Genomic DNA, 15,550 nt, shown 5'->3' on the forward strand with positions numbered 1-15,550 from the left:
GGCCGTGACCGCGCGGGGGACGGCGGACTCAGGCGCCGGGCGGCAATTGGCCCAGCTGGTGCTTGGTGGCGTAGGCGTACAGTTCCAGGCGGTTGTACACGCCCAGCTTGCGGTAGATCGACGTCAGGTGATTGCGCAAGGTGTGCTCGGAGATGAACAGCTGGTCCGCCAGCAGCTTGGCCGGCGTGCCGCTGCCGTGCACCAGCGCGGCGATGATCTTTCGTTCCTTGAGGGTCAGGCTGGCGACGGCGATCGCTTGCGCCGAGCCGCCGCCGGGCTGGGTCAGCTGCGTCAGCATGCGTCCCAGCATCGCGTGTTCCAGCCACAGCTCGCCCTGGTACACCTTTTCGATGGCCTTCAGGACCATCTCCGCCGGCGCATCCTTGCTGACGATGCCGCGCGCGCCCTTGAGTACCGTCTGGTCGAGGACGGCCTGGTCGTGGCTGGCCGTCAGCACCAGCACGCGCGTGCCGCCGCACTGCGCCAGCGCGGGCAGGATGGCCAGCGAACTGATGCCGCCCAGGTCCAGGTCCAGCACGATCACATCCGGCTGCAACGCCTTCGCCTGCTCCAGCGCCTCGCTGCTGTCGGACGCCGTGGCGACCACGCGCATGCCCGAGTGCTCGCCGCCGATCAGCCGCTCCAGGCCCCACAGCATGGTCTTGTGATCGTCCACCAGCATGACGCTGATGACATGGCTGGCCGGTGGCATGTGGCGTAAGTCATTCATATCGGGATCTCGATCTGCACGGAGGTGTTGCCCAGCATGCCATGCGTGACGCGGGCCGTGCCGCCGAGGGCGGCGGCGCGCTCGGCCAGCGAGTCGGGCAGGAAATCGGGGACGTGCGCGGCGGCGCATTCGTTGTCGATGCTGATGTGCAGGGCGCCCTGCACGCAGGTCAACTTGACGGCGCCGTGGCGCGCCGACGTATGCTTGCGGATATTGCTCATGCCCTCGTTGACGATCTGGAACACCTCGGCCGCCAGGCGGTCGTTGATGTGCAGGTCGCCTTCGATCTGCAGGGCGATGTCGATGCCATAGAATTCGCGGATCTGCGTGGCCTGGCGGCGCAGCGCGACCAGCAGTTCCGGCTCGCTTTGCACCTGCCCGTTCTTGAACGTGCGCGCGTAGCTGCGCAGGTCGGCGATCACCTGGCCCGACATGATGATCAGCTTTTCCAGTTCCGGCAGCAGCGGGTTGCCCGGCGTGGCTTCGTTGCGCAGGGCGGCCAGGCCGTGGCGCAAGCCGATATACGGCTGCACGGCCGTGTCATGCAGGTCGCGCGCGATCTTTTCGCGCTCGCGCGAGGCCGCCTGCGACGCCAGGCGGTCGAGCAGGTTGATGTTTTCAATGACGGGAAACGCCTGCGCGCCGATATGGCTGAGGAACAGGGCATCCGTCTTGCTCATGCTGGTGGCGGAGACGATAAAGATGCGCCCTTTGCCATTGCGCAAGGGCAGCGGCGCGCTGATGAAGGCGTGCGCTTCGAGCAGTTCTGCCAGGCGGGCGCCCGCCGCGTCGTCATGCCGCAGCCAGCGTCCGCTGTCGGGCTCGAGCATGCGCGCGCCGCCTATCCACGGCAGCCAGGGGCCGACGGGCTGGTTGTACAGGGCGATTTTATCGTGCGGGAAAGCGAGCAGGGGACTGGCCGCGTCATCGCTGAGAAGCGAGCTGGTATGCACGACGCCCGTTGCCGTTTGCAGCACGCTGCGCAGCGACCAGACCCGCGTGCCCTTGTCCTGCATGATCAGCAGGCAACTGCGGCCGTTGAAATAACTGCGGGTTTTTTCCAGCACCGAGGTAATGGTCTGGTCGACGCCGAAGCGCGGATTGGACAGCTGGCTGACATCGCGCAGCAGCGCCAGGTGGCTGCGCTGCGTGATGGCCGAACCGCCCCAGTAGGCGATCATGTAGCCGAGCGCCAGCAGGAAGGTGGTGCGCAACAGCAGGCGCGACAGTTCCGCATCCGTTTCGCCGAACAGGGCCGTGGCGGCGAACAGGCCGGCCGAGGCCAGGGTGACGCGCGCGCCTTCCTCGAAGCCGCGCTGGAACGACGAGGTCAGGATGGCGAAGAAAAAAAACAGGAAGAATAAATTGTTGTGGCTGCTGGTGGAAAACACGATCAGCGCATACCAGGCCACGTCCAGCCAGTACAGCAAGATGTCCTGGGGCAGGCTGAGGCCCATCACGGCCAGCACGTAGAGCAGCAGGCTGTGCATGGTGTAGGCAGAAAAGATCAGCCAGGTTATCTTGGTGAGCTTGCCGGCGCTTTCGGGATCGACGAACAGGGTCAGCAAGGTGGCGCTCGACAGCAGCAGGCGCATGCCGTTGACCATGGCCGTATCCATGCCGGCACCCGGCAAGCCGGATCTGAGGGGAGGATCGAGATTCACAAGCGCTCCTGGCCATGTCCCGCATGGGGCGGCCATGCGCAGGGATAGATACCACAGATAAATTCTTGTTATTGTTGCTGCAATCAATGACGAGTCTACGCACCCGCCGTAAAGATGTCTACAGGAATCCTTTGTCCGGCGTTGCTTTTTTTACAGTGGCTGCACCATCACGCGGTTGCGCCCGGCGCGCTTGGCCAGGTACAGGGCGCGGTCGGCGGCGCCGATCAGGGCGGAGATGGTCGGCTGCTGCTGCGGATGCGGGGTGGCGATGCCGATGCTGACCGTGATGTGCTTGACGTCATTGCCCGTCTTGGCGTGCGGAATGCGCAGCCCGGCCGCATGCGCGCGGATCGCCTCGGCCATGCGCAGCGCCTGCGCCGCGTCCGTGTCGGGCAGGATGGCGGCAAATTCCTCGCCGCCATAGCGCGCCAGCAAGTCGGTGGGGCGCTGCAGCATGGCAGCCAGTTCGGCCGCCACTCTTATCAGGCAATCATCCCCTTGCTGGTGGCCGTAATGGTCGTTGTAATCCTTGAAATGGTCGATGTCGATCATCAGCAGCGACAGGGGGCTGCCCGTGCGCATGGCGCGCCGCATTTCCTTCTCGATCGCCACGTCGAAGTGGCGGCGGTTGGCGATGCCCGTCAAGCCGTCGGCAAAGGTTTGCGAACGCAACACCATGGTCTGTTCGCGCAGCAGCTTTTCGCGGCCCACGGCGATGGTGACATCATTGATCTGGATCAGGCAGTGGCGCGGCGAAGCGGACAAATTGATCGGCGTGACGGCGATCGCCTGCTGCATGCGCTCCCGGCCTTCGGCCGCGCCATGCGTGTACAGGGGAAACGGCGCCTTGTGCAGGGTTTGCGACAGCAGCGACTGGAAATTGTCGCGCAGGGCCTGGGTGATGGCCGAAGCTATGCGCTTGTGGCGCAGTTCCGGATAGACGGCGAAGAAATCCTGGCCCAGCACGGCATCGGCCCGGCATGCCGAGTGGCGCGCCATCCAGTGGTTCCACAGCACGATGCGGTGCTGCTCGTCGAGCACGATGGCGCCCAGGTTGACGGCACCGAGTATGCTCTCGAGCAGGGCGAGTCGGTGCAATGCATCCGGCATGATCGTCACGCCTGTCCCAGCACCTTGGCCAGATAGCGGCTGACCTGCTGCTTCAGGTCATGCAAGGCGGACAGGTCGAGCACGAATGCCACATAACCGTGGATCTGGTGCTTGGACAGCACGAAGTCGATATGCAGCATCAGCACGACGGCGTCGTCATCGTCGCCGCCGAACGAGGAGAGGATTTGCGCGCTGGTGCCCACGTGGTACAGGGGCAGCGAGCCATGCAGTTCGCTGTCGAACAGGTTGGCCAGGGTCCCGACGCAGGAATTGAGGATGATGTTGCCGATTTCGCTCATCGCCTCCTGTTCCATCTCCGTCAGTTCCTGCAGCGGCATGGCGTCGCCCACCATCAGGCGCACGATTTCCAGGCTTTTGTCTTCGGGGAACATCAAGATGGCTTCGGTGGCGAAGGCGCCATCGTAATGCTGGCTGACGCCGCAGATGCGTTCGCCATCTTTTTTGCTGCCCAGCAGGGCAGCCGCGTCGGCACGGTTCAGGAAGGTGATCGACGGCACCGACATGGTGACTTCTTCATTGACGATCTCGCTCATCGCGGCGGCCGCATGGCCCACCCCGATGTTGAATATCTCTACGAGGGCATCGTTTTCGAGTTCGGAGAGATTGACCATGCTCACAGTCCCAGTGACTCGATCAGCTGGTGGATGCGGGTTTCCGTGATGGGTTTTTCCATGAAGCCCACGCCCAGCTCGCTGGCGCGGTTGCGGATGGCGTTTTGCACATTCGCCGTGACGAGAACGATGTGCGTTTGCGGGCACAGCGCGCGCAATTGTTCCGCCGCCGCCACGCCGCCCATGCCGGGCATGTTGACATCCAGTAGTATCAGCACAGGGGTGGCCGTCTTGACTTTTTCCAGGGCTTCTTCACCCGTCGCCGCCTCAATCACTTGCCAGTCGGCATGTTTGCTGAGGATGAATTGATGCGACATCAAACGTGAAACCCGGCTGTCATCGACAACAAGTACCTGTTTACTGTGATTCATGTGCTATTCCTGGGACGTCATATCGGGCTATCGTGCCATTTTCGCATATTTTAGGGGGCATAGAGAGTAATTGGCTGGGAAATTGCCCTGGGGCAAAGGTTTCCGCTTGGCTGTTGTATCCCATCGCATGGCCCGTCATTATGGCCGGCTGGCCAGGCTGGCAATCCGTTAAAATAGCGGTATTCCCCACTTTAGCCTTTTTTTGCCATGACCCAAGACGAATTGAAGCAAGCCGTAGCCCGCGCCGCCATAGACTATGTGGTGGCCGGTGAAATCATCGGTGTCGGCACCGGTTCCACCGCCAACTTTTTCATCGATGAACTGGCCAAGATCAAGGACACCATCAAGGGCACGGTCGCGTCGTCCGAAGCGACGGCCGCGCGCCTGGCAGGCCATGGCATTCCCGTCTTCGACTTGAACGACGTCGAGTCGATCGCCGTCTACATCGATGGCGCCGATGAAATCACGGCCAGCGGCGCCATGATCAAGGGCGGCGGCGCGGCATTGACGCGTGAAAAGATCGTCGCCTCCGTCGCGAAGCAGTTCGTCTGCATCGCCGACGGCTCCAAGCTCGTCGATACCCTGGGCGCCTTCCCGCTGCCCGTGGAAGTGGTGCCGATGGCGCGCGCCGCCGTGTCGCGCCAGCTGGCCGCGCTGGGCGGCACGCCCCGCTTGCGCCTGAAGGCTGGCAGCACGGAAGCGTTCATTACGGACAATGGCGGCGAGATCATCGACGTGCTGGGCTTGAAAATTGCCGACCCGGTGGCGCTGGAACAGCAGATCAACCAGATCGTCGGCGTCATCGCCGTCGGACTGTTCGCCGTGCGCGGCGCCAATGTCTGCCTGCTGGGCATGCCGGAAGGCGTGCGTACCCTGGCATACTAAGACGATAGCCGGCGTTTGCCGGCAGTCACACCTGTTTTAGACGGCGGCCCCTTGCGGGCCGCTCGTCATTTGCGCCTGGCGGTACACGGCCAGAGTGCGCAGCAAGCCACCCAGGAAAATGCCGCTGAAGACACCGTAGGCGAGGCAGATGGGCACGATGAAGCCGGATGCATGGGTATAAGCGGGCGCGATGGCCAGGGTCACGGCCACAGCATATTTCATGCAGAAGATACTCATCATCAGGATCAACGGCACCCAGCTGCCGGGACGCTGCACGCTGATCCGTTCGGGAATGGCGACGATCGTGCGCGCATCGGTCAGCGTCCATGCCAGCGCCGCACCGGCCAGCGCGCCGATGGTCCAGGCGAACGGCGCCACGCCATCGAAGCCGAAACTGCCACGCACGCCGCTCAGCGACAGCGCCAGCATCACCAGGGGAATGATGCACAGCTTGCGCAAGGTCACTTCGCGCGCCCGGCTGGCCAGTACGCCCCGGTAGACGAGAAAGCCCAGGATGGCCCAGACGTAGAGGGGAGTGTGGCTGAAGATTTGCTGCAACATGGTGTCCGCCTTGGAATGAGGTTGTCGATGGACGTACTGTGCCAGCCGGCGGCATGGGCGGCGAGCGGTGTGCGACGAAACGGGGAGGGATGGCCGCGAAACGGCGGGGGAGGGCGTGAAACGCAGGTGAAACTGCCCGTGACGTGGTCACGGGCATGCTTGAAACTTACTCGGTAGGGGGCACGTAACCCATGGCCGCATCGGCGCCGTCGCCGAAGAAATGCTTTTCCATCTGCGTGGCCAGGTATTTGCGGGCGCGCGCGTCGGCCAGGTTCAGCCGGTTTTCATTGACCAGCATGGTCTGGTGCTTGAGCCAGGCAGCCCATGCTTCCTTCGACACGGATTCGTAAATCTTCTTGCCCAGTTCGCCCGGGTACGGCGGGAAATCCAGTCCTTCGGCTTCCTTGTTGAGTTTGATGCAGTGGATCGTGCGGGCCATCTGTGCTCCTGAATCAGTGTAGAGATAAAGCGTGATTATAAGGCACTTTGCGCCTGCCCTCGCGGGGCCGTCGCGGCCTGGCGACACGCCGTTTGCCGCGCCCTTGCGCTGGATCAAATTTGATCTGCGCCGCCCTAGCTAGTAAGATGCCTTATCGCGCCAGCCGCTGGCTGCGCCTCTTCCAAGCAAGTAGTAACAATTAACCAATATGGAATCCCTATGACCTCAGTGAAAGTCCATGGCATCGATGTCAGCAATACGGGCAGCTTCGCGCTGTTTGGCGGCATCAACGTGCTCGAATCGCGCGATCTCGCCATGCGCGCCTGCGAAGAATATGTGCGCGTCACGCAAAAACTGGGCATTCCCTATGTGTTCAAGGCCAGCTTCGACAAGGCCAACCGTTCCTCGATCCATTCCTACCGGGGACCGGGCCTGGAAGAAGGCATGCGCATCTTCCAGGACGTCAAGGCGGCGTTCGGCGTGCCCGTGATTACCGACGTGCATGAGCCATGGCAGGCGCAGCAGGTGGCCGAAGTGGTCGACGTACTGCAATTGCCAGCCTTCCTCGCGCGCCAGACGGACCTCGTCGTGGCCCTGGCGAAGACCGGCAAAGTCATCAACATCAAGAAGCCGCAATTTTTGAGCCCTGGCCAGATGGCCAATATCGTCGAGAAATTCAAGGAAGCGGGCAACGATCAATTGATCCTGTGCGACCGCGGCACCTGCCTCGGCTACGACAACCTGGTGGTCGACATGCTGGGCTTTGGCGTCATGAAAAAGACGTGCGACGACTTGCCCATCATCTTCGACGTCACGCACGCGCTGCAGCAGCGCGATCCCGGTGGCGCCGCATCGGGCGGCCGCCGCCAGCAAGTGGCGGACCTGGCTCGCGCCGGCCTGGCCGTCGGCATCGCCGGCCTGTTCCTGGAAGCCCATCCTGACCCGGACAACGCCCGCTGCGATGGCCCCAGCGCCTTGCCGCTGGACCAGCTGGAGCCATTCCTGGCGCAACTGAAAGCGCTCGACGACCTGGTCAAATCGTTTGCGCCGCTGAATATCAAATAACGGTTCCAATGTAAAAAAAGCCCGGCAAGCCGGGCTTTTTCTTTTTACAAGGTTTTGATGAGAACCTGCGATTTGCGCTGCCAGTTATACATGTGCTGGCGGTCCTTCGGCAAATCGTCGACGGTGGCCGGCACGAAACCGCGTTTCTTGAACCAGTGCGAGGTGCGCGTGGTCAGTACGAACAGTTTGTTCAGGCCGGCGGCGCGGGCGCGGTTTTCCATGTGTTTCAGGATGCGCTCGCCGTCGCCCTGGGCTTGCACTTCCGGATTGACGGTCAGGCATGCCATTTCCGCCATCTTTTGCGCGGGGAACGGGTACAGGGCGGCGCAGCCGAAGATCACGCCATCATGCTCGATGACGGAGAAATAATCGATTTCGCGCTCGATCAGCTCGCGGCCCCGCTTGACTAACGTGCCGTCCGCTTCCAGCGGTTCGATCAGTTTGATGATGCCGCCCACGTCTTCGATGGTGGCCTGGCGCAGGCTTTCCAGGTTTTCATGGCTGATCATGGTGCCCACGCCATCATGGGTAAACAATTCCAGCAGGGCCGAACCATCCATCGAGAACGGCACGATGTGCGAGCGCTCGACGCCGTTGTGGCAAGCCTTGACGCAATGTTTCAGATAAAACGCCGTGGCGTCGGGCAGGAAGCCGGCCATCAGCACGGCTTCGGCCTGGTGCGACGACAGTTCGCGGATTTCCACGCCCGTGGCGTCTTCCATCATCGGCGTTTCGGTAATGAAAATCAGTTTGTCCGCGTGCAGGGCGATGGCGGCGCTGCAGGCCACGTCTTCCATGGTGAGGTTGAACGCTTCACCGGTGGGCGAGAAGCCCAGCGGCGAGAGCAGCACCAGGCCGTCCGAACCGAGGATGGAGTGGATGGTTTCGGCGTCCACCTTGCGCGTGATGCCCGTCAGTTCCAGGTCCACGCCATCGATCACGCCCAGCGGGCGCGCCGTGATGAAGTTGCCGGAAATGATACGGATGGCCGCATGCGACATGGGCGTGTTCGGCAAGCCCTGGCTGAACGCGGCCTCGATATCGAGGCGCAGCTCGCCGGCGGCTTCCTTCGCGCATTCCAGCGCGGCGATGTCGGTGATGCGCACGCCATTGTGGAAGCGGCCTTCGACGTTACGCAGGGCCAGCTGTTCCGCCACCTGCGGCCGCGAGCCGTAGACGACGGTGACATTGATGTCCAGCGCATGCAGCAGGGACAAATCATGGGCCAGCACCTGCAGCGCCCCGGCGCTGACGAGTTCACCGGGGAAGGCGACCACGAAGGTCTTGCCGCGAAAGGCGTGGATGTAGGGCGCGACGGAGCGCAGCCATTGGACGAATTGGGTAGGGTTTTCCATTAAGCGCATTATAATTCGCTGCGCGATGTGCGCGCTTAAAATACCTGTAAAAAACAATGTCTTCAGCCAGCAATAAGTCTTCCCCTCCTTCCAACGTTGCAAATGTGCCCGCCAGCGGGGATGTTTCCGCGCCTGCCGCCACACCTGTGCAGGGCCGATCACGCCCGCCCGTGAGCCAGCAAAGGCAGCAGCCGCCGCGCGCGGAACAACAGAAACAGCAACAGCAGCAGCGCGCGCCGCGCCCGCCGCGTGAGGGGCAGCCGCCGCGCAATGACCAGGCTAGCCGTGAAGAGCGCGAAAGCCGCGAGAGCCGTGACGCAGCCCGCGCCGCGCGCGAGGCGGAAAAGGCTTTCCGCAATCCGCTGCCACCGATTACGTATCCGGAAGACTTGCCCGTCTCGGGCCGTCGCGCGGAAATCGCCAAGGCCTTGACGGAAAACCAGGTCATCATCGTCTCGGGCGAGACGGGTTCCGGCAAGACGACCCAATTGCCGAAGATTTGCCTGGAACTGGGACGCGGACAGAAGGGCATGATCGGCCACACGCAGCCGCGCCGTATCGCCGCCTCGTCGACGGCCAAGCGCATTGCGCAGGAGCTGGGCACACCCTTGGGCGAAACGGTGGGCTTCAAGGTGCGCTTTACCGACACCCTGAGCCGTGGCGCGTCCGTCAAGCTGATGACGGACGGTATCTTGCTGGCCGAAACGCAGACCGACCCGTTGTTGAAAAACTACGACACCATCATCATCGATGAAGCGCACGAACGCAGCCTGAACATCGATTTCCTGCTCGGCTATCTGAAGCAATTGCTGCCGCGCCGGCCCGATTTGAAAATCATCATTACGTCGGCCACCATCGATGCGGAACGCTTCTCGCGCCATTTCGGCACGCCGGAAAAGCCGGCCCCCGTGATCGAAGTGTCGGGCCGTTTGTACCAGGTGGAAGTGCGCTACCGTCCCGTGGAACGCGAACAGGTGGCCATGCCCGGTGCCGCCAACCCTGACAAACCTGGCCAGAGGACGGCTGCCGCGCGCGAAAAGCGCGACCTGATGGATGCCGTCGTCGATGGCGTGGAAGAACTGTGCCGCATCGGTTCGGGCGACGTGCTGGTGTTCTTGCCGGGCGAGCGCGAAATCCGCGACTGCGCCGAAGCGCTGCGCAAGCACCACCCGCCGCATGTGGAAATCCTGCCGCTGTTCGCCCGCCTGTCGGCCGAGGAGCAGGAGCGCGTCTTCAAGACGAGCAATGCGCGCCGCATCGTGCTGGCCACCAACGTGGCGGAAACGTCGCTGACCGTGCCCGGCATCCGCTACGTGGTCGACGCGGGCCTGGCGCGCGTGAAACGCTATAGCTACCGCAATAAAGTGGAGCAATTGCAGGTCGAGCCGATCGCCCAGTCGGCCGCCAACCAGCGCGCCGGGCGTTGCGGCCGCGTGGCCGATGGCGTCTGCATCCGTTTGTACGAGGAGCAGGATTATCTTCTGCGGCCGAAATTCACGGAGCCGGAAATCCTGCGCTCCTCGCTGGCCGCCGTCATCCTGCGCATGAAGTCCTTGCACCTGACAGACGTGGAAACTTTCCCCTTCATCGAGCCGCCGCTGGCGCGCGCGGTGGCCGACGGCTACCAGTTGCTGCAGGAACTGGGCGCCGTTGATGAAGTCAATAAACTCACGCCGCTGGGCAACAAGCTGGCCAAGCTGCCGCTGGACCCGCGCGTGGGCCGCATGATTCTGGCCGCGCTCGATAACGCCTGCCTGACGGAAGTGCTGATCGTCGCTTCCGCCTTGTCGGTGCAGGATCCGCGCGACCGCCCGATGGAACACCAGCAGGCGGCCGACGAGGCACACAAGAAGTTTGCCGATGAAAAGTCGGAATTCTTGAGCTACCTGAAAATCTGGCGCTGGTTCGAGTCCGCCATCGAGCACAAGAAAACCAACCGCCAGCTGCAAGACAATTGCCGCACGAATTTCCTGTCGCAGATGCGCTTGCGCGAATGGCGCGATGTGCATTCGCAGTTGCTGACCATCGTCAAGGAGCAGGGCTGGCGCCTGAACGAAGCGCCCGCCACTTACGATAACCTGCACATGGCCTTGCTGACCGGTTTGCTGGGCAACATCGGCTTCAAGGGCGAGGACGAGCCGGGCGCCGGGTATTTGGGCGCGCGCGGCATCAAGTTCCATATCTGGCCCGGTTCCTCGCTGCTGAAAAAGCCGGGCAAGTGGATCATGGCGGCCGAACTGGTCGACACGACGCGCCTGTACGCGCGTTGCGTGGCGCAGATCCAGCCCGAGTGGCTGGAAAAAGTCGGCGAGCATTTGCTGAAAAAATCGTGGGGCGAGCCACGCTGGGAAAAACGCTCGGCGCAAGTGACGGCGTCCGAGCGGGCGACCTTGTATGGCCTGGTGGTGTACAGCCAGCGCCGCATCAATTACGGCAACTTCAACTTGCCCGAAGCGCGCGAGATTTTCATTCGCGACGCGCTCGTCGGCGGCGACTTCGACACGCGCGCACCGTTCTTTGCGTACAACCATAAACTGATCAAGGACATCGAAAACCTCGAGCACAAGTCGCGCCGCCTGGACGTGCTGGTCGACGATGAACTGATCGCCGCCTTCTACGACAAGCTGCTGCCGGCCGACGTGTGCAATGGTGCCGGTTTCGAGAAGTGGCACAAGGAAGCCACGCGCGAGAACCCGAAGCTGCTGTATTTGAACCGCGAAGAGCTGATGCGCCATGAGGCGGCCGGCGTGACGACGGACCTGTTCCCGAAAACCATGTCCGTGACGGGGCTGGAAATGGGCCTGACGTACCACTTCGAGCCGGGCAGCGTGCGCGATGGCGTGACCTTGAGCGTGCCGCTGTATGCCTTGAACCAGTTGCCGCGCGAGCGCTGCGAATGGCTGGTGCCGGGCATGCTGAAGGAAAAAGTGCATCTGTTGTTGAAATCCCTGCCGCAAAAGCTGCGCCGACACTGCGTGCCGCTGCCCGACTATGCGGCGAAATTCTGCGAGCGCGTGCATGCAGCTGGCGTGTTTGGTCGCGGTGACCTGGTCGACGCCATCATTCTCGACATCCGCACGCAGATCACGATCAATGTGCTGACGACGGACTTCAAGCCGGAAACCCTGCCTGCCCATCACTTCATGAATTTCAAGGTGATCGACGAGCATGGCCGCCAACTGGACATGGGCCGCAACCTGGCTACCCTGCAGGCGGAATTCGGCGGCCAGGCGCGCCAGAGTTTCCAGAAACTGGCCGAAGTGTCGGGCGTCTCCGGTACGGGCACCCCCGGTGCCAAGGTGGCGGGCGCGCAAGTGGCGTCGCGGCTGCAGGCGCAAGCGCAGGGTGCCAGCGCGGCAGCAGGCAAGGGTGGCGCGCTGGCCAAGGGGGCAGCCGCTGCGGCCGCGCCGGCGTCAAGCAACGCCACTGTCTCGCAGCACATGGGCTTGACGGCCTGGACCTTCGGCGAATTGCCGGAGTTGCTGGAAATCGTGCAGGGCAAGCTGACCCTGATCGGCTTCCCTGCACTGGTCGACAAGGGCACGCATTGCGACCTGGAAGTGTTCGATGATCCGACCGTGGCCGCCCGCACGCACAAGATCGGTTTGCGCCGCCTGTTCGCGCTGCAAATGAAGGAGCAGATCAAGTACGTCGAGAAAAGCATTCCCGGTTTGCAGCAGATGGGTATGCAATTCATGGCCCTCGGTTCGCAGGAAGAGTTGCGCGAGCAAATCATCAACAAGGCGCTCGACATCGCCTGCCTGCAAGATCCGCTGCCGCTGGACGCCGCCTCGTTTGCCAAGCGCCAGGCGGAGGGCAAGTCGCGCCTGGTGTTATTGGTCAATGAAATCGCCCGTTTGCTGTCGCAAGTGCTGACGGAATTCCACGGCTTGCCCAAGCGCCTGCAGAATATCCCCGCAGCGGCGGCCACCGATATCCAGGCGCAGCTGCAAGGCCTCGTGCATAAACGCTTCCTGACGGAAAACGAGTACACGCAGCTGGCGCATTTCCCCCGCTATCTGAAGGCGATCAACGTGCGCCTGGAAAAGCTGCGCGCCGACCCCGCGCGCGACACCAAGCTCATGGCCGAATGGCAATCGGCCGCCGCACCGTACTTGCGCCAGACCAAGGACCGCCAGGCCGGCAAGAACACGGACCCGAAACTGGTCGATTTCCGCTGGATGCTGGAAGAGTTGCGCGTATCCTTGTTTGCGCAGGAATTACGCACGCCGATGCCGGTTTCTGCCAAACGGCTGCAGAAGGTATGGGAGTCGATGCAGCGGTAGGTCGGATTAGCGCGTCCGCAGGGCGCGCGTAATCCGACAATATCATTTGCGCGACGGTGGTGTTAGCGGTGCCAGCCGGGTTAACGGTTTTGCGGTGTTAACCGTGCCGCTGGTGGTGTCGGATTACACGGCTGCGCCGCTAATCCGACCTACCCGACCTACCCGACCTACCGACCTACCCGGCTCAAGTGCGCTTGTTGAGATCATCATCATCACTGAGCGAGGAGCGCGAGCCCAGATCACCCAGGTCGCCCTGGCTGCTGCCCGTGCCGGCGCGGCTGCCGCTCATGGAGGTGCCGGTCAGGCTGCCTTCGCTGCCCGATTGCAGGCTGGCGCCGCTGCGCAGGTCGCTGCTTGATGGCATCTGGTTGCCTGCCATGCTGCCGTAGCGCGTGCCGCTGCCATAGAACGCTTCCATCTGCTGGTTCCAGGCTTCGCTGCCCATGTCGGGCCAGTTGTCCTTGTCGAAGCCGGGAGCGTTTTTCAGCAAGTCTTTGTCGACGTTCAGCAGGAAGCGCTTGTTGACGGTGTCCAGGGTCAGGCGCTCCCAAGGCACGGCAAACAGCTTGTCGCCCATGCCCAGGACGCCGCCGAAGGACAGCACGGCATAGGCGATCTGGCCCGTGCGCATGTCGAGCATGATTTCCTTGATGTCGCCCAGCTCCTCGTCGTCGTGATTGTAGACATCGTCCCCGATCAGGGTATCGGCCCCCATCAGGGCCGGCCCCGGGCCGTCGTGGTTGCGGTACATGCCCAGGATATCGCGGTCCAGATAGCTCATGGTGTTCTCTCCTCGTGTGAAGTGCTGATCGAACATCCAGATTAAGCATACGCACTATGTCGCGTTTGATCTGCCTCAATGGTGCCAGCGGCACTTTTATCCGTGTGCAAACGTACGGTGCTGTCAGCCAATTGCGGTACTCTATGCGTTCCAAGGAGGAGCCGCACATGCTGATGACGCAACGATGCAGTGGGATGAACTTGCGGTACGCTCCACAACGACACGCCCGCCGCGTGCCATGGTAAAGCCCGCCACCAAATGGCTGCGCGGGCTATTGCGCGCCGGTAAGGCGCAGCAGCGCACGGCGACCAAGCTGGCCAAGGTGCTGTTCGGACCCGTGCCGGCCAAGCCCACGCCTAAACCTAAACCTAAACCCCGCGGCAAGCCCGTGGCCAAGACCAAGGCCAAAACAATCGCCAAGCCGCGCGCCAGGCCCGCCAGCGACGCCTTGCCCTCGCTGGCGCCCTTTGCCACGCCCCTGTCGCCACCGCGCGTGCGCAAGCGAACGGCGCCCCCGCCGGGCAAGTGGCTGGCCGCCCATTATGCGCCGTTGCCGGAACTGGGACAGTTGCCGGGCCGGCGCCTGCCGTATTTTTTGTACTGGCCCGAGAAGGCGCCGAGCGCCGCCATGCGCAGCCGGGGCCGGCCGCTGCTGGTGATGCTGCACGGCTGCGAGCAGAGCGCCACGCAGTTTGCCGACGGCACGCGCATGAACCGCCTGGCCGAGCGCAAGGGCTACGCCGTGCTGTATCCGCAGCAGTCGCTGCGCTCGCATGCGCGCCGCTGCTGGAAGTGGTACGACAAGCTGACGCAGGAGGGCGGCGGCGACGTGCGCCTAATCGTCGGCGCCATCGAGCAGGTGGCGGCCCGCTATGCGATCGACCGCGCGCGCATCTATATCTGCGGCATTTCCGCCGGCGCCGGCATGGCGCATATCGTGGCCCTGAATCATCCCCATCTGTTCGCGGCGCTGGGCCTGCATTCCGGGCCCGTGTTTGGCGCCGGGCATAACCTGATCGGTGCGCTGGGCGTGATGCAGCATGGCGCCGCCGCCCGCGCCGATGCGGCCATTGATGAAGTGCTGGCGCGCCAGCCTGCGTTTCCCCGCCTGCCCACCATCCTGCTGCAAGGGCTGGCCGACAAGGTGGTGCGGCCCATCAACCAGACGCAGCTGGTGCGCCAGAGCGTGCGCGTCAACCGCTTGCCGTTCGATACCGTCGTGACGGCGCAGCGCCTGCCTGGCGGCGCGGCGGGCGGGCGCAATCCGGCCCATGCGTATGCGCTGCACGATTATCAGGTGGGCAAGGATGTGCTGCTGCGCGTGGCGCAGGTCGAGCACCTCGAGCACGCATGGAGTGGCGGCGACGCCAGCCTGCCGTTCAACGACAAGGCCAAGCCCGACGCCAGCAAGATGCTGCTCGAGTTCTTCGCCAGCCACCGCCGCCGTTAAACCAGCGTGCCGCGCGCCGCAACGGTGCGCTGGCACTGGTACGCATCGTCTCCCTTTCCCCGCAGGGCCGCGGCCAGCGCGCCGGCACGCTGGCCGCGCCCTTTTCAGCGCAGATTCCAAATCCCGCAGTACCATGGATTTCATTCAAGTGGTATTGCTGCGGTATTTAAAAATCACAAAAATAGGCGCTAAAAATACTAATTGGTATACAATTGGTACAC

General features: G+C 63.0%; 13 protein-coding genes. 4 read left to right on the top strand and 9 right to left on the bottom strand.

The annotated features are described in order from the left end of the window. Nucleotides 1-28 precede the first annotated feature (28 nt). From GYK42_RS26910 to GYK42_RS26930, 5 genes are all read right to left on the bottom strand, one after another. Nucleotides 29-730, bottom strand: a complete 702-nt coding sequence (locus tag GYK42_RS26910) for a response regulator (protein ID WP_235433016.1) — start codon at nucleotides 728-730, stop codon at nucleotides 29-31. Continuing rightward, nucleotides 727-2,394, bottom strand: a complete 1,668-nt coding sequence (locus GYK42_RS29690; protein ID WP_166449992.1) for a histidine kinase — start codon at nucleotides 2,392-2,394, stop codon at nucleotides 727-729. Before GYK42_RS29690 ends, GYK42_RS26910 begins: the two co-directional genes overlap by 4 nt. 150 nt (nucleotides 2,395-2,544) lie before the next feature. Then, complete coding sequence (locus GYK42_RS26920; protein ID WP_166449993.1) at nucleotides 2,545-3,504, bottom strand: sensor domain-containing diguanylate cyclase; 960 nt, start codon at nucleotides 3,502-3,504, stop codon at nucleotides 2,545-2,547. Nucleotides 3,505-3,509: 5 nt separating this feature from the next. Then, nucleotides 3,510-4,136 carry a chemotaxis protein CheC gene (locus tag GYK42_RS26925; protein WP_166449994.1) on the bottom strand — a complete coding sequence of 209 codons (627 nt, stop codon included), beginning with the start codon at nucleotides 4,134-4,136 and terminating at the stop codon, nucleotides 3,510-3,512. A 2-nt stretch (nucleotides 4,137-4,138) separates the two neighbouring features. After that, nucleotides 4,139-4,507, bottom strand: coding sequence for a response regulator (locus tag GYK42_RS26930; RefSeq protein WP_166449995.1), 369 nt, complete (start codon nucleotides 4,505-4,507; stop codon nucleotides 4,139-4,141). 207 nt (nucleotides 4,508-4,714) lie between these two features. On the opposite strand from GYK42_RS26930, the gene rpiA reads away from it, so the two are divergent. Next, complete coding sequence (gene rpiA, locus GYK42_RS26935) at nucleotides 4,715-5,392, top strand: ribose-5-phosphate isomerase RpiA (protein WP_166449996.1); 678 nt, start codon at nucleotides 4,715-4,717, stop codon at nucleotides 5,390-5,392. A 36-nt stretch (nucleotides 5,393-5,428) separates the two neighbouring features. On the opposite strand, the gene GYK42_RS26940 is transcribed toward rpiA, so the two are convergent. Together GYK42_RS26940 and GYK42_RS26945 are read right to left on the bottom strand one after the other, a co-directional pair. Continuing rightward, a complete protein-coding gene (locus tag GYK42_RS26940; protein ID WP_166449997.1) occupies nucleotides 5,429-5,953 on the bottom strand; it encodes a DUF6622 family protein in 525 nt (174 codons plus the stop codon). Between the two features lie 166 nt (nucleotides 5,954-6,119). Beyond that, the gene (locus GYK42_RS26945) at nucleotides 6,120-6,392 is read right to left on the bottom strand and encodes an oxidative damage protection protein (RefSeq protein WP_034750797.1); all 273 of its coding nucleotides are present in this window, start codon (nucleotides 6,390-6,392) and stop codon (nucleotides 6,120-6,122) included. A 219-nt stretch (nucleotides 6,393-6,611) separates the two neighbouring features. Here GYK42_RS26945 and kdsA point away from each other — a divergent pair, with 219 nt between their 5' ends. After that, nucleotides 6,612-7,457, top strand: coding sequence for a 3-deoxy-8-phosphooctulonate synthase (kdsA, locus tag GYK42_RS26950; RefSeq protein ID WP_034750794.1), 846 nt, complete (start codon nucleotides 6,612-6,614; stop codon nucleotides 7,455-7,457). 44 nt (nucleotides 7,458-7,501) lie between these two features. Here the strand turns inward: kdsA and argA are convergent, their stop codons facing one another. Continuing rightward, nucleotides 7,502-8,812 (bottom strand): amino-acid N-acetyltransferase, encoded by a 1,311-nt coding sequence (gene argA / locus GYK42_RS26955; RefSeq protein WP_046685875.1) that lies wholly within the window; start codon nucleotides 8,810-8,812, stop codon nucleotides 7,502-7,504. Between the two features lie 56 nt (nucleotides 8,813-8,868). Here argA and hrpA point away from each other — a divergent pair, with 56 nt between their 5' ends. After that, on the top strand, nucleotides 8,869-13,098 hold the full coding sequence (gene hrpA / locus GYK42_RS26960; protein WP_166449998.1) for an ATP-dependent RNA helicase HrpA: 4,230 nt from the start codon (nucleotides 8,869-8,871) through the stop codon (nucleotides 13,096-13,098). A 184-nt stretch (nucleotides 13,099-13,282) separates the two neighbouring features. On the opposite strand, the gene GYK42_RS26965 is transcribed toward hrpA, so the two are convergent. Further along, nucleotides 13,283-13,879 carry a PRC-barrel domain-containing protein gene (locus tag GYK42_RS26965; protein WP_166449999.1) on the bottom strand — a complete coding sequence of 199 codons (597 nt, stop codon included), beginning with the start codon at nucleotides 13,877-13,879 and terminating at the stop codon, nucleotides 13,283-13,285. A 238-nt stretch (nucleotides 13,880-14,117) separates the two neighbouring features. Here GYK42_RS26965 and GYK42_RS26970 point away from each other — a divergent pair, with 238 nt between their 5' ends. Next, nucleotides 14,118-15,329, top strand: a complete 1,212-nt coding sequence (locus GYK42_RS26970) for an extracellular catalytic domain type 1 short-chain-length polyhydroxyalkanoate depolymerase (RefSeq protein ID WP_166450000.1) — start codon at nucleotides 14,118-14,120, stop codon at nucleotides 15,327-15,329. Nucleotides 15,330-15,550 lie beyond the last annotated feature (221 nt).

This window comes from Janthinobacterium lividum, from assembly GCF_011601275.1.
In the GTDB taxonomy this organism is placed as follows: Bacteria; Pseudomonadota; Gammaproteobacteria; order Burkholderiales; family Burkholderiaceae_D; genus Janthinobacterium; species Janthinobacterium lividum_E.